The sequence below is a fragment of the Actinoplanes sp. NPDC048791 genome, assembly GCF_040650095.1.
Taxonomy (GTDB): domain Bacteria; phylum Actinomycetota; class Actinomycetes; order Mycobacteriales; family Micromonosporaceae; genus Actinoplanes.
Map to the genome: position 1 here is coordinate 1 of NZ_JBEZGQ010000121.1, position 13,611 is coordinate 13,611.

The window sequence follows — 13,611 nt, forward strand, 5'->3', positions numbered from 1 at the left end:
CCGGCCCGCTCATGGGTACGCCGGGCGATCTCCCGCAGCCCCGCCGGACCGTGATAAACCGCGTACATGCTCGCCATCACCGCCAGCAGAACCTGCGCGGTGCAGATGTTGCTCGTCGCCCGCTCCCGCCGGATGTGCTGCTCACGCGTCTGCAACGCCAGCCGGTAAGCCGGAGCGCCGTCCGCGTCCCGCGACACCCCGACCAGCCGGCCCGGCAACGAACGCTCCAGCCCGGCGCGCACGGCCAGGTAACCGGCGTGCGGGCCACCGAAGCCCAGCGGTACGCCGAAACGCTGCGTCGTGCCCGCCGCGATGTCCGCCCCGATCTCGCCCGGCGCCCGCAGCAGCGTCAGCGCCAGCAGATCCGCCGCCACCGTCACCAGCGCACCCACCGCGTGCGCCGCCTCGACCAGCGCCGCGTGATCCCGCACCGCACCCGAAGCACCCGGATACTGCAGGTGCAGCCCGAAGAACTCCGCCGGCAGCTCGCCACCGGCGTCCAGGTCGGCCAGGACGATCTCGATACCCAGCGGTTCAGCCCGGGTCCGCAGGATCGCCAGCGTCTGCGGCAGCGTGTCCGCGTCGACCACGTACACCGGGCTCTTGCTCCTGCTCGACCGGCGGGCCAGCGTCATCGCCTCGGCCACCGCCGTGCCCTCGTCCAGCATCGACGCGTTCGCCGTGGTCAGACCGGTCAGATCGGTCACCATCGTCTGGAAGTTCAGCAACGCCTCCAGCCGGCCCTGACTGATCTCCGGCTGATACGGCGTGTACGCCGTGTACCAGGCCGGATTCTCCAGCACGTTGCGCCGGACCACCGCCGGGGTGAACGTGCCGTAGTAACCGAGACCGATCATCGAGGTCGCCACCGTGTTACGGCCCGCGATCTCCCGCAGCTCCGCGATCGCCTCCTCCTCGGAAGCGGCAGCCGGCAGCTCCAGCGACCCGTGCCAGCGGATCACCTCCGGAATCGCGGCATCCATCAGCGCTTCGAGGGAGGCATACCCGATCGCCTTGAGCATCTGGGTCTGCGCATCGGCATCCGGGCCGATGTGGCGGTCAGCGAACGTCATAGCGGCTCCTGCGGGGAGAAAGAGGTCGACGGCAGCAACCTCCCCCTCTGTCATACCCACAGGGCACTTCAGAGTCGCCTACCTACGCGGTCCTTTTGCCTGAGAGGTTCCGGGGAGGATTTGCCCCTTCGGCGCCACCGAGATGGTCTCTCCCGCGCGGTGTACGGCTGCTACGAACCTACCAGCGCGCACGTTTCGATCATGTGTCCCTAGGGTGTGGTGTGTGACCTACTCCGCGGCGCCAGACCGCTACGACACCATGACCTACCGCCGCGCCGGGCGCAGCGGGCTCAAGCTGCCCGCCATCAGCCTCGGCCTGTGGCACAACTTCGGCGACGCCCGCCCGATCGAACGCCAGCGCGACATCACCCGCCGCGCCTTCGACCTCGGCGTCACCCACTTCGACCTGGCCAACAACTACGGCCCGCCGCCCGGCAGCGCCGAGGAGAACTTCGGCCGCATCCTGGCCACCGACTTCCGCCACCACCGCGACGAGCTCGTCGTCTCCACCAAAGCCGGCTACCACATGTGGAACGGCCCCTACGGTGAGTGGGGCTCCCGCAAATACCTGGTCTCGTCGCTGGACCAGTCCCTGCGCCGCCTCGGCCTCGACTACGTCGACATCTTCTACCACCACCGCCCCGACCCGGACACCCCGCTCGAAGAGACCATGGGCGCCCTCGACGCCGTCGTCCGCTCCGGCAAGGCCCTCTACGTCGGCATCAGCAACTACAACGCCGAACAGACCGCCCGCGCCGCCGCCATCCTGCAGGAACTCGGCACCCCCCTGCTGATCCACCAGCCGTCCTACTCCATCCTCAACCGCTGGATCGAGAAGGACCACCTGCTCGACACGCTCGAAGCCGTCGGCGCCGGCTGCATCGCCTTCAGCCCCCTCCAGCAGGGCCTGCTCACCGACCGCTACCTCGGCGGCATCCCCGACGACTCCCGCGTACGCACCAGCGTCTTCCTCAACGAGAGCGACCTGGACAAGCCCACCATGGGCCGCATCCACAACCTCAACGACATCGCCAAGCGCCGCGGGCAGTCCCTGGCCCAGATGGCCCTCGCCTGGGCCCTGCGCGACCAGCGGATGACCAGCCTGATCATCGGGGCCAGCAGCGTCGAACAGCTCGAGACCAACGTCGCCGCCCTGGACAAGCTCGACCTCAGCGACGACGAACTGCAGGCGATCGACGGCACCAGCCTGGACCTGTGACCACCCTCGTCACCGAACACACGATCCTCGCGGTCGTGGTCGGCTCCCGCGCGTACGGCCTGGCCGGTCCGGGCTCCGACCACGACCGGCGAGGCGTGTACGCCGCCCCCACCGCGATGTTCTGGCACCTCGACAAGCCACCGACCCACCTCGACGGCCCGGCCGAGGAACAGTTCTCCTGGGAACTCGAACGCTTCTGCACCCTGGCCCTCCAGGGCAACCCGACCGTGCTCGAAGTGCTCTGGTCACCCCTGATCACCGCGGTCACCGCCGACGGCGAACACCTGCTGGCCACCCGCCAGGCGTTCCTGTCCCGGCGCGTCGCCGACACGTACGGCGCGTACGCCCGGGACCAGCTCAAACGCGTCGACTCCCGGCGCCGGCGCACGGGCGGGACCAACCACAAACAGGCCATGCACATGATCCGGCTGCTGCTGGCCGGCGCCCACGTGCTGCGGACCGGCGAGGTACTCGTCGACGTGTCACCGCTGCGCGAACGCCTGCTGGCCGTCAAGAGCGGCGACGTGCCGTGGGAATCGGTGACCGCATGGGCCGGCGAACTGCTGGCCGACCTGGACGAGGCGGCCGCGCGGACCGCCCTGCCCGAGACGCCGGACCGGGCCGCCGTCGACGCGCTGCTCTACGCCGTACGGGAAAGGGGTCTGCCATGACCATCGACGTGCCGAACTGGGCCGGCCAGGTCGCCGCCGACCTGCCCTACCCCCTGATCTTCGCGACCGTGAGCGGCGCCCACCTGTACGGCTTCGCGTCGGCCAACTCGGACCTGGATCTGCGCGCCGCCCACCTGCTGCCGGCGGCCGAGGTCGTCGGCCTGCGCACCGGCCCGGAGACCTTGCAGTCCGACGGCTGGCGCGACGGCGTCGAACTCGACGTGGTCAGCCACGACCTGCTCAAGTTCGCCCGCCTGCTCACCGGCCGCAACGGCTACGTGCTGGAACAGCTGCTGTCCCCGCTGGTGGTCACCACCTCCCCGGTGCACAAAGAACTGAAGGCGCTGGCCCCGGCGCTGATCACCCGCCATCACGCCCACCACTACCTGGGCTTCGCGGCGACCCAGGAACGGCTCTTCGACCGCACCGGCGAGCTCAAGCCGGCGCTGTACACGCTGCGGGTGCTGCTCACCGGGGTGCACCTCATGCGGACCGGCGAGCTGGAGACGGATCTGGGCCTGCTGGGCACCGGCCTGGCGTACGTGCCGGAGCTGATCGGCCGCAAGCGCGAGGCGGAGCACGGCCCGTTCCCCTCGGCGGTCCGGGCCGATCTGGCGCGCGACATCCCCCGGCTGCGAGGCGACCTGGAAGCGGCCCGGGACGCTTCTGTGCTGCCGGAGCAGGCCGACCGGGACGCTGTTGAGGCGTTGCACCAGCTGGTCGTCCGTACCCGCCTTTCTTAGTTTCGTTGTCCGCCGCAGGCGGTCGTTTCTGTGTTTGGTGCGGCGTGCCGCACTGCGCCTAAGCATCCTAGGACTCTAGGAGTTATCCCTCAGCGGGGTCGGCGGTCTACCCTGGTCCCATGCCCACCACCGCGCCCGACGCCCCGGCGGTCCACCTCGCCCGGCCGCACCGGCCGGTGCTCGTGGCAGGCACCCTCGGCGAGCTGACCGGCCCGGCCCACGGACTGGTCGAACTACCGCTGCGGCTGTGGTGGAATCCGGTGCGCACGTTCGACCTGGACCAGCCGACCATGCTGCTGTGGATGTACGAGAACGTGCTGCGTGAGGCGGTGCGGGTGGACGAGCTGCGTAGTTATTTGCACGGGCCGACGTTGGTGCGGGTCTGGGCGGAGCTCAACCTGCCTCGGGGGGTGCGGGCGGCTTGGGAGGCCCGGCACCCGATGCTGCGCCGGGTCGCTACCGCCTGAGTTCAGAACCCCATGGTCTTTCGGATCTCCTCGGCCGAGATCTCCACGCCGCGGGCCGCCTCCTGACGACGGATGTGCTCCACGATGTCGTCCTCGGTCGGTCCGGCGAGGTAGCTGTAGGATGCCACGGAGACGCCCTCACAGACCTGCCGCGGGTCGTCCGCGGCGGCCTGCGGATCCAGTTCCCGCGCCGACCGGGAACCCATCGAGAAGATGGCGAATCCCGGCTTGCACCGGTAGCCGATGTCGATCGGTTCACACTCATGGCCCTTGGCGGCAAGATCGGCCACCACGTCGTCCATGAAGCGGTAGGTCAGCTGCACGCCGTCGAAGAACACCTCTTCCCCGCCGTCACCGGAGTACGCGATCTCCACGATCTCGACGGTGTCGTCCGCCTGGTAGGACAGGACGAGCCGAGGACTGGTGTGGTACACCGCTTTGCTGCCTCGGCCGGGATGCACGGGTGGACCCAGCCGATCCTCGACCACTTGGCGGCTCTCGCCGACTTTGGCCAGGGCGACGCCTTCACCGGCAATGATCTCCATGCGGCGCATGATGCCACGACCCACCGAACCCGGCCGGTCGCGGTGGCGCCGCCGGGCAGATCCGCTAGCGTCGCCGGGGTGAGCGGGAACATCGACGACTTCTACCGTGACGTCGCCACCATCGCCCTGACCGTCGGGGAGAAGCACGGTTTTGTGCTCGGCGGCGGTGTCGCCTGGCTGGTCAACGGCCTGGTGCAGCGCCCGACCGAGGACATCGACCTGTTCACCGACACCGCCGGCGCCGTCGAGGCCGCCGCCGGGCAGGTCACCGCCGCCCTCACCGAGGCCGGCTATCAGGTGTTCCGTGAGGTCGCCGACGAGCTCTTCGAGGGCATGGACGACGACCTGCGCGAATACCACGTGGCCGACGGCACCCGCGCCCTGCGGCTGACCCTGACCCGGCTGGAACGCAGCCGGGCCCCGGTGGTCATGGACGTGGGCCCGGTGATGCACCTGGACGACCTGGTCGCGTCCAAGGTCGCGGCGCTGGTCAACCGGCGGGAGGTGCGCGACTACATCGACGTGGCGGCGGCGCTGGAGCGGTATTCGCTCGCGCGGGTGCTGGAGCTGGCCCGGGCGCTGGACCCCGGGCTGGACGACGACGAGGTGGCCGACGCGGGACGGTATCTGGACCGGCTGGATGACGCCCGCTTCGCCGTCTACGGGCTCAGCCCCGAGCAGGTCCGGGTGGTACGGGAGCGGCTGACGGCCTGGCCCCGATGAAGGGTTGACGTCGCCGGAGGTAGTAGACGAAACCCTCCCAATCCGGTTCCGCGTGGTCCGGGCGCATGCCCGCCGCCGCGGCGCATCGCACACTGGCCACATTGTCCGGCTCGACACCGGCCGCGAACAGCATCACGTCAGCCACCTCCGGCGCGGCCATGACCGCCAGCAGCGCCGCCGTCCCGATGCCCTGCCGCCACCGCCGCGGGTCCACGACGTACGCCAGCCCCATGCTCAGGCCCGGCTCCACCGCCTCGATCACCGCGCCGTCCGGGCCCTCCGAATACCGGCACCAGCGGTCGTACACCTCACCGCCGATGTTCGCGACCACCGCCCCGGACGAGTCGTACGCCACCCAGGAGTGGTCGCGCAGCACCCGTCGGCCCCGGAATGTCTCGCCCAGGCCCGTGCCGGCCAGCTCCAGGTTCCGGACCGGCCACTGCGGGCCGCCCAGCCGCCGGACCACCTCCGGGTGTTCGAACCAGGGCTGTACGGCGGGCAGCAACTCCCGGGTGAACGGGGCCAGCACGACGTCCATGGTCTTTAGTGTGCGCGCGAGGCGCCCGTCCGAATACCGCCAGACCAGCGGGCGGCCGGCGCAGCAGGATGAGGTCATGACGACGACCATCGCGTACCGGATCAGTGCCCTCTCCCCCGCCGTGCTCGACGAGGCCCGGGCCGGGAGAGCGGCCGAGCGGCACTGTGCGGGCGGGGGTGAGCCGCTGCGGTGCTGCCTGCGTGACGCGGCCGCTGGTGAGGGACTTCTGCTGTTCAACTACGAGCCGCCGCTGCCCGTTTCGCCGTACCGGGAGAAGGGTGCGGTGTTCGCCCACGCCGCACCCTGCGGCGGGCCGGCGGACGACCTGCCCTATCCGGGTGACTGGTACGGCCGTCCGCAGGTGCTGCGGGCCTACGACAGCGCCGGGCGGATCCATCCGGCCAGCCGGCAGCACGACGGTGGTGATCCGGTGGCGGCGGTCACCGCCGTGCTGGCCGAGCCGGGTGTGGTCCTGGTGCACAGCCGCAACGTGGTCTACGGCTGCTACATGTTCAGCGTGCTGCCTACGGGTGCAGCGTCGCGGTGACGTCGTCCACGTCGAAGGTGGTCACGCCGCCGCCCGCGGACTCGCTGCTGAGGAAGGTGATGGTGGCGGTGCGCTCGGTGGCCGCGACGGAGGCCACGGCGCTGTACTGCTGCCAGTCGGTCCGCATGTCGAAGGCGAACGAGAAGCGGGTCTTGGGCGGCTCGCCGGACACGCCGAGGCCCATGTTGAGGTAGTCGCCGCGGGTGGTCTCGGTGGAGCCGGCCCGGGCGAAGAACTTCACGTCGAGGCCGCAGCCGGCCGGGATCGTCACCGTGGAGCGCAGCAGGTCGGTGCGGGTGACGTCGAGACCGGCGAAGGTCGCGTACGCCCGGCCGGTGTGCGCCGGACGCTCCGGCGTGCCCAGCACCACCATGCGGGGGCCGGCGGTCCAGCCCGCCGTCCCGCGCTCGAAGCTGGGGTTGACCTGCACCTGCGCTGTGCAGGGGGCGGGTGCGGGCGTTGTCGGGGCCTGGGCGCCGCCGGTGGTGACCACGAGGGCGGCGGCGAGGACGACGAGGACTTTCACGGGACCTCCGAAGATCAGTGGCATTGAGCAGTGTCGATACATTCTGCAACCGATCGGCAACCTGGTGTGTCCCGTTCCGCACCCGGCGGGGCGCAATCTCTGTCGTGCGAGGCCACCACCGCACCAGAGGAGCTCCCGGAATGCGCCTTCGAATCGGTTCCACCATCGCCGTCGTCGCCGCCGTCATCGGCCTCGCGGGCAGCGTCGCCGGCCCGATCTACTCGGCGTTCGGCGTCTAGCGGATCGGCCGCAACTCCACAGCAGGGTCCCCTTCCGTGGCCGGGCGCGCGTCGCGCCCGGCCCCCGTGGTGGGGAAAGCGCGGCGGGTTTGGGGGGGGGGATCAATACGCTCAACCACCCCCCGCCCCGCACCCCCCAACCCCCCCCCCGCGGAGATGCCTTCCAGAGCTGGGTGAGCGAGCAGGGACTGACGCTCTACCCGCACCAGGAGGAGGCGCTCATCGAGATCGCCACCGGGGCGAACGTCATCCTCAACACCCCCACCGGCTCGGGCAAGAGCCTGGTCGCCACCGGCGCGCACTTCGCCGCCCTGGCCGACAAGCGCACCACCTTCTACACCGCGCCGATCAAGGCGCTGGTCAGTGAGAAGTTCTTCGCCCTGTGCGCGGTCTTCGGCGCGCACAACGTCGGCATGCTCACCGGCGACGCCAGCGTCAACGCGGACGCCCCGATCATCTGCTGCACCGCGGAGATCCTGGCCAACCTGGCGCTGCGCGAGGGCGCCGACGCCGACGTCGGCCAGGTCGTCATGGACGAGTTCCACTTCTACGCCGAGCCCGACCGGGGCTGGGCCTGGCAGGTGCCGCTGATCGAGCTGCCGCAGGCCCAGTTCATCCTGATGTCGGCGACCCTGGGCGACACCACCCGCTTCGTCGACGACCTGAGCCGGCGCACCGGCCGGCCCACGGCCGTGGTCAGCAACACCGAGCGGCCGGTCCCGCTGGTCTTCCAGTACGCGATGACCCCGCTGCACGAGACCATCGAGGAGCTGCTGACCACCCGGCAGGCCCCGGTCTACATCGTGCACTTCACCCAGGCCGCCGCCCTGGAACGCGCCCAGTCGCTGATGAGCATCAACATGTGCACCCGGGCCGAGAAGGACGCGATCGCCGCGGCCATCGGCAGTTTCCGGTTCACCGCCGGTTTCGGGCGCACCCTGAGCCGGCTGGTGCGCCACGGCATCGGCGTGCACCACGCCGGCATGCTGCCCAAGTACCGCCGGCTGGTCGAGACCCTCGCGCAGGCGGGCCTGCTCAAGGTCATCTGCGGTACGGACACCCTCGGCGTCGGCATCAACGTGCCCATCCGGACCGTGCTGTTCACCGGCCTGAGCAAGTACGACGGGGTCCGTACCCGGCTGCTCAAGGCCCGCGAGTTCCACCAGATCGCCGGGCGGGCCGGGCGGGCCGGCTACGACACCCTGGGCACGGTCATCGTGCAGGCCCCCGAGCACGTCATCGACAACGAGCGGATGCTGGCCAAGGCCGGCGACGACCCGAAGAAGCGCCGCAAGGTGGTCCGCAAGAAGCCGCCGGAGGGCACCATCGGCTGGGGCCAGCCGACCTTCGACCGGCTGGTGGCGGCCGACCCGGAGCCGCTGACCTCGTCGTTCCAGGTGTCGCACGCGATGCTGCTCAACGTGCTGGTCCGCGGCGGCGACCCGTTCGCGGCGATGCGGCACCTGCTCACCGACAACCACGAGGAGCCGGCCGCCCAGCGCCGGCACATCCGCCGGGCCCTGGCCATCGCCCGGGCGCTGCTGGCCGGTGGGGTCATCGAGCGGGTCGAGACCGACGACGGCATCCGCTACCGCCTCACCGAGGACCTGCAGATCGACTTCGCGCTCAACCAGGCGCTGTCGCCGTTCGCGCTGGCCTGCCTGGAACTGCTCGACCGGGAGTCGCCGGAGTATCCGCTGGACGTGGTCTCGGTCATCGAGGCGACCCTGGAGGACCCGCGCCAGGTGCTGTCCGCGCAGCAGTTCAAGGCCAAGGGCGAGGCCGTCAACGCGATGAAGGCCGAGGGCATCGAGTACGACCAGCGGATGGAGCTGCTCGAGGAGGTCACCTACCCCAAGCCGCTGCTGCCGCTGCTGGAGGGCGCGTACGAGACGTACCGGGGCGGGCACCCGTGGGTCGCCGACTACGAGATCAAGCCCAAGGCCGTGGTCCGCGACATGTACGAACGCGCGATGACCTTCACCGAGTACGTCTCGTTCTACGGCCTGTCCCGTTCCGAGGGCCTGGTCCTGCGGTATCTCGCCGACGCGTTCCGGGCGCTGCGCCAGACTGTGCCCGAGGACGCCCGCACCGAGGAGCTCACCGATCTGATCGAGTGGCTGGGCGAGCTGGTCCGCCAGGTCGACTCCAGCCTGCTCGACGAGTGGGAGCGGCTGCGCAACCCGGGCGCCGAGATCGTCGAGGTGTCGCCGCTGGACGACAAGCCGCCGGCGGTCACCCGCAACGTGCGGGCGTTCCGGGTGCTGGTGCGCAACGCGATGTTCCGCCGGGTCGAGCTGTTCGCCCTGCGCCGGGCCGAGGACCTGGGCGAGCTGGACGCCGAGTCGGGCTGGAACACCGATCGCTGGATCGAGGCCCTGGAGGACTACTACGCCGAGTATCCGGTGGTCGGCACCGGTCCCTCGGCGCGCGGGCCGGCGCTGCTGCACATCGAGACCACGCCCACGGTGTGGAAGGTGCGGCAGGTCTTCGAGGACCCCGAGGGCGACCACGACTGGGGCATCGAGGCCGAGGTCGACCTGGCGGCCAGCGACGAGCTCGGCGCCGCGGCGATCCGGATCACGGCGGTGGGCCCGCACTGAGCGACGGCGGGTCGGCGCCGGCCCCCGCGGGCAGGCGCAGCGGCAGGCTCACGGTGAAGGTGGTGCCGTTGCCGGGTTCGCTGGTGACCTCGATGTAGCCGTCGTGGTCGCGGACGATCCGCTGGGCGATGGACAGGCCCAGCCCGGTGCCGCCGGTCTGCCGGGCCCGGGACGGGTCGGCCCGCCAGAACCGGTTGAACACCAGGCGCTCCTCCCCCGGTTTGAGACCGACGCCGTGGTCGCGCACGGTGACCGCCACGGCCGCCTCGTCGGTGGCCAGCGTGACCTCCACCGGCCGGCCCTCGCCGTGCTCGACGGCGTTGCCGACCAGGTTGCGCAGCACCCGCTCGATGCGGCGCGGGTCGACCTCGGCGATGACCGGGGTGTCGGGCAGCCGCAGCTCGATGCTGACGCCGACCCGCTCGGCCAGCCCGGCGAGGCGCTCCGCGACCCGCTCGACGATCGGCACCAGGTCGGTGTGCTCGGCGTCGAGGGCGGCGAAGCCCGCGTCGAACCGGCTGATCTCCAGCAGGTCGGTGAGCAGGCTCTCGAACCGGTCCAGTTCCGCCTGCAGCAGCTCGGCGCTGCGCGCCACCGCCGGGTCGAACTCCTCGCGCTCGGAGAAGATCAGGTCGGCGGCCATCCGGACGGTGGTGAGCGGGGTGCGCAGCTCGTGCGAGACGTCGGAGGTGAAACGCCGCTGCAACCGGGACATCTCCTCCAGCCGGACGATCTGCCGCTGGAGGTTGGCCGCCATCTGGTTGAAGGAGGCGGCCAGCAGGGCCAGGTCGTCCTCGCCGTCGACCTTCATGCGCTGGTCGAGCAGGCCGGCCGAGAGCCGCTGGGCGGTGCGGGCGGCGACCCGTACCGGCGTGACGACCATCCGGGTGACCAGCCAGGCGACGATCCCCAGCAGGATGACCAGGGCCAGCCCGGTGACCAGCACCGTGGTGCGGATCTGGTTGGCCGCCCGGTCCTCGGTGGTCAGCGGCACGAGGTAGTAGAGCTCGACGTGGCCGAAGCTGGTGGGCACCGGGGAGCCGTACACCAGGTATTTGGTCCGCGTCCCGGCCACCTCGAGGGTGCGGATCTGCTGGGCCACCTGCTCGGAATCGGCCACCAGGCGCACCATGTCGCGGGTGATCAGCGGCTCGGTCTCGACCGTGATCGAGGAGTCCGGCTTGATGTCGGGGATGGTGTCGGCCCGCAACGAGACGATCGCGCCGCCGCTCTCGGTGGAGTCGCCGTCGGCCAGCCGGTCGACCGTGGCGCTGATGGTCGCCGGCAGCTCCTGGTCGCGCACCTGACGGTGGACGGAGAGCTGCTGGTAGGCGTACTCCACCTTGCCCTGCATCTGCGCCTGGACCTCGTCCTCGGCCCGGTCCAGCAGGATCTGGGTGCTGCGGTCGGCGATGAACCAGCCGAAACCGCCGACCAGCAGGCTGGAGGTCACCAGGGTCAGGGTCACCACGCGCAGGTGCAGCGAGCGGCGCCAGGCGCGGCGGGCGGGTGCGGACAGCCGGAGGCCGTGGCGCACGCCGATGCGCCACTGCCGCCGCACCACCCTCAGGGTGCGGCGGATGGGCATCGGTAACCAGGCGGGAGCATGCATCTCGGGGGCAAGGTTAGCCCCTGGGAGCCCCTATCCGGTGCCCGCCTTGTAACCGACACCGCGCACCGTAAGGATGATCTCCGGTCGCTCGGGGTCCGGCTCGATCTTGGCGCGCAGCCGCTGGACGTGCACGTTGACCAGCCGGGTGTCGGCCGCGTGCCGGTAACCCCAGACCTGCTCCAGCAGGACCTCGCGGGTGAAGACCTGCCGCGGTTTGCGGGCGAGGGCGACCAGCAGGTCGAACTCGAGCGGCGTCAGCTTCACCTCCTCGCCGTCGCGGGAGACGGTGTGCGCGGGCACGTCGATGGTGATCTGGTTGCCGGGCGGTCCGATGGTGAGCATCTCGGGCGCGGCGTCCTCGCCCCGGCGCAGCCGGGCGCGCATCCGCGCGACCAGCTCCTTGGGCTTGAACGGCTTGACCACGTAGTCGTCGGCGCCGGACTCGAGGCCGAGCACCACGTCGACCGTGTCGCTCTTGGCGGTCAGCATGACGATCGGGATGCCGGACTCGGTGCGGATCGCCCGCGCCACGTCGATGCCGCTCATGCCGGGCAGCATCAGGTCGAGCAGGACGATGTCGGGCCGGCTCTCCCGGAACGCCGCCAGTGCGCGCTCGCCGTCGGCGACGAAGGAGGGCAGGAAACCTTCGCTGCGCAGGACGATGCCGAGCATCTCGGCCAGCGCTGGGTCGTCATCGACGACGAGTACCCGGGCTCTCATGCGATCCAATATTGCACTGTCCCCTTCAGGCCCGTGTGACCGCCCGGCGATCATGCGCCGGCGGTGCTGCTGATCATGGCCCGCCGGCGCCCGAAAATCCAGGCTATGAGAAGAGCGCGCGGCCCCAGAAGTCCGCCGGTCCGGTCACGCCGGGGGGGCAGGCGAACAGCGCCTGGGAGACCGGTTTGAGGTACTCGTTCATCTCGTCCGTCCGCGACAGGTTGCGCTGGATCGGCACGAACTGCTTGCGGGGGTCACGCTGGTACGCGATGAAGAACAGTCCCGCGTCGAGCCGGCCCAGCCCGTCCGAGCCGTCCACGAAGTTGTAGCCGCGGCGCAGCAGCCGGGCGCCGCCGTTCGACTTCGGGTGGGCCAGCCGGACGTGAGAGTTCACGGCCAGCACCGGCTCACCGTCGGCGCCGCGCGCGTCGAGATCGGGCTCCTCGAACTCGCCGGTCTTGCCCAGCGGCGCGCCGGAGCCCTTGCGCCGGCCCACGATCATCTCCTGCTCGGCCAGCGAGGAGCGGTCCCAGGTCTCGACGATCATCCGGATCTTGCGGCTCACCAGGTACGACCCGCCGGTCATCCAGTCGGGCCCGTCGCCCGGCTGCACCCACAGGTGGTCGCGCAGCAGCTCGGTCTCCTCGAGCTTGAGGTTGGCGGTGCCGTCCTTGAAACCGAACAGGTTGCGCGGGGTCGCCTGCGTCGTGGACGTCGACGACGTACGCCCGAAGCCCAGCTGCGACCAGCGCACGCTGACCACGCCCATGCCGATCCGGGCCAGGTTGCGGATCGCGTGCACGGCCACCTGCGGGTCGTTGGCGCACGCCTGCACGCACAGGTCACCGCCGGAGATGCTGTCGTCCAGCCGGTCGCCCGGGAAGTGCGGCAGGTCGGCCAGCGCCTCGGGGCGCTTGGCGGCGATGCCGAAGCGGTCCTTGCCGGTGGCGTCGCGGAACAGCGTCGGGCCGAAGCCGACCGTGATGGTCAGGGCCGAGGGCGGCAGTCCGAGCGCCTCGCCGGTGTCGTCCGGCGGCGCCTCGGGGATGCCGCCGACCGCGCCGATCTCGCCGGCGTCGCGCCCGGCGGTCATCCGGGCCGCCGCGGCGGTCCACTCCTTGAGCATGCTGATCAGGCGGTCGCGGTCCTTGGTGATGACGTCGAACGCGACGAAGTGCAGCCGGTCCTGGGCGGGGGTGACGATGCCGGCCTGGTGCTCGCCGGTGAACGCGACCGCGCCCTCGACAGGGTGCGATCCTTCGGCCGACGCGCCCTTGACCAGGGCACCGCCGCCGCTGGGCCGGTGGCGTCGACTCGCACGATCAGACGCTGGACGTCCTGGTCAGCGCCGACCACTCGTGGTTCTTCAAGGACGAGGAGGACCT

Annotated in this window: 13 protein-coding genes, 1 pseudogene and 1 riboswitch; of the genes and pseudogenes, 7 read left to right on the top strand and 7 right to left on the bottom strand. The window is 70.8% G+C overall.

Annotated elements, in window-relative coordinates:
- Positions 1-1,073, bottom strand: a pseudogene (locus tag AB0C29_RS12165) (glycine dehydrogenase (aminomethyl-transferring)); the annotation flags it as partial.
- Between the two features lie 77 nt (positions 1,074-1,150).
- A riboswitch (glycine riboswitch) is annotated at positions 1,151-1,238 on the bottom strand.
- A 58-nt stretch (positions 1,239-1,296) separates the two neighbouring features.
- Here AB0C29_RS12165 and mgrA point away from each other — a divergent pair.
- The 4 genes from mgrA to AB0C29_RS12185 all read left to right on the top strand — a co-directional run bounded on the left by mgrA (position 1,297) and on the right by AB0C29_RS12185 (position 4,173).
- Positions 1,297-2,292 (top strand): L-glyceraldehyde 3-phosphate reductase, encoded by a 996-nt coding sequence (gene mgrA / locus AB0C29_RS12170; protein WP_360818981.1) that lies wholly within the window; start codon positions 1,297-1,299, stop codon positions 2,290-2,292.
- Positions 2,289-2,963 (top strand): DNA polymerase beta superfamily protein, encoded by a 675-nt coding sequence (locus tag AB0C29_RS12175; RefSeq protein ID WP_360818984.1) that lies wholly within the window; start codon positions 2,289-2,291, stop codon positions 2,961-2,963. The genes mgrA and AB0C29_RS12175 overlap by 4 nt, the downstream gene beginning before the upstream one ends.
- Positions 2,960-3,706 (top strand): DNA polymerase beta superfamily protein, encoded by a 747-nt coding sequence (locus AB0C29_RS12180; RefSeq protein WP_360818986.1) that lies wholly within the window; start codon positions 2,960-2,962, stop codon positions 3,704-3,706. Before AB0C29_RS12175 ends, AB0C29_RS12180 begins: the two co-directional genes overlap by 4 nt.
- A gap of 119 nt (positions 3,707-3,825) precedes the next feature.
- Positions 3,826-4,173 (top strand): hypothetical protein, encoded by a 348-nt coding sequence (locus AB0C29_RS12185; RefSeq protein ID WP_360818989.1) that lies wholly within the window; start codon positions 3,826-3,828, stop codon positions 4,171-4,173.
- A gap of 2 nt (positions 4,174-4,175) precedes the next feature.
- On the opposite strand, the gene AB0C29_RS12190 is transcribed toward AB0C29_RS12185, so the two are convergent.
- A complete protein-coding gene (locus AB0C29_RS12190) occupies positions 4,176-4,718 on the bottom strand; it encodes a hypothetical protein (protein ID WP_360818992.1) in 543 nt (180 codons plus the stop codon).
- Positions 4,719-4,796: 78 nt separating this feature from the next.
- On the opposite strand from AB0C29_RS12190, the gene AB0C29_RS12195 reads away from it, so the two are divergent.
- The gene (locus tag AB0C29_RS12195; RefSeq protein WP_360818995.1) at positions 4,797-5,441 is read left to right on the top strand and encodes a nucleotidyl transferase AbiEii/AbiGii toxin family protein; all 645 of its coding nucleotides are present in this window, start codon (positions 4,797-4,799) and stop codon (positions 5,439-5,441) included.
- Here the strand turns inward: AB0C29_RS12195 and AB0C29_RS12200 are convergent.
- Positions 5,386-6,057: a GNAT family protein gene (locus tag AB0C29_RS12200; RefSeq protein WP_360818997.1), complete on the bottom strand. Its 672-nt coding sequence runs from the start codon at positions 6,055-6,057 to the stop codon at positions 5,386-5,388. The genes AB0C29_RS12195 and AB0C29_RS12200 overlap by 56 nt on opposite strands.
- On the opposite strand from AB0C29_RS12200, the gene AB0C29_RS12205 reads away from it, so the two are divergent.
- Positions 6,056-6,526 carry a DUF1203 domain-containing protein gene (locus tag AB0C29_RS12205; RefSeq protein ID WP_360819000.1) on the top strand — a complete coding sequence of 157 codons (471 nt, stop codon included), beginning with the start codon at positions 6,056-6,058 and terminating at the stop codon, positions 6,524-6,526. The genes AB0C29_RS12200 and AB0C29_RS12205 overlap by 2 nt on opposite strands.
- Here AB0C29_RS12205 and AB0C29_RS12210 read toward each other — a convergent pair.
- A complete protein-coding gene (locus AB0C29_RS12210) occupies positions 6,504-7,052 on the bottom strand; it encodes a hypothetical protein (RefSeq protein WP_360819003.1) in 549 nt (182 codons plus the stop codon). The two genes, AB0C29_RS12205 and AB0C29_RS12210, sit on opposite strands and share 23 nt — an antisense overlap.
- 340 nt (positions 7,053-7,392) lie before the next feature.
- Here AB0C29_RS12210 and AB0C29_RS12215 point away from each other — a divergent pair, with 340 nt between their 5' ends.
- Positions 7,393-9,894, top strand: coding sequence for a DUF3516 domain-containing protein (locus AB0C29_RS12215; RefSeq protein ID WP_360819008.1), 2,502 nt, complete (start codon positions 7,393-7,395; stop codon positions 9,892-9,894).
- Here AB0C29_RS12215 and mtrB read toward each other — a convergent pair.
- The 3 genes from mtrB to efeB form a co-directional block, all read right to left on the bottom strand.
- A complete protein-coding gene (gene mtrB / locus AB0C29_RS12220) occupies positions 9,872-11,482 on the bottom strand; it encodes an MtrAB system histidine kinase MtrB (RefSeq protein ID WP_360819005.1) in 1,611 nt (536 codons plus the stop codon). The two genes, AB0C29_RS12215 and mtrB, sit on opposite strands and share 23 nt — an antisense overlap.
- Before the next feature lie 54 nt (positions 11,483-11,536).
- A complete protein-coding gene (mtrA, locus tag AB0C29_RS12225) occupies positions 11,537-12,226 on the bottom strand; it encodes an MtrAB system response regulator MtrA (RefSeq protein WP_023358973.1) in 690 nt (229 codons plus the stop codon).
- 103 nt (positions 12,227-12,329) lie between these two features.
- Complete coding sequence (gene efeB, locus AB0C29_RS12230; RefSeq protein ID WP_360819011.1) at positions 12,330-13,508, bottom strand: iron uptake transporter deferrochelatase/peroxidase subunit; 1,179 nt, start codon at positions 13,506-13,508, stop codon at positions 12,330-12,332.
- Between the last annotated feature and the right edge of the window lie 103 nt (positions 13,509-13,611).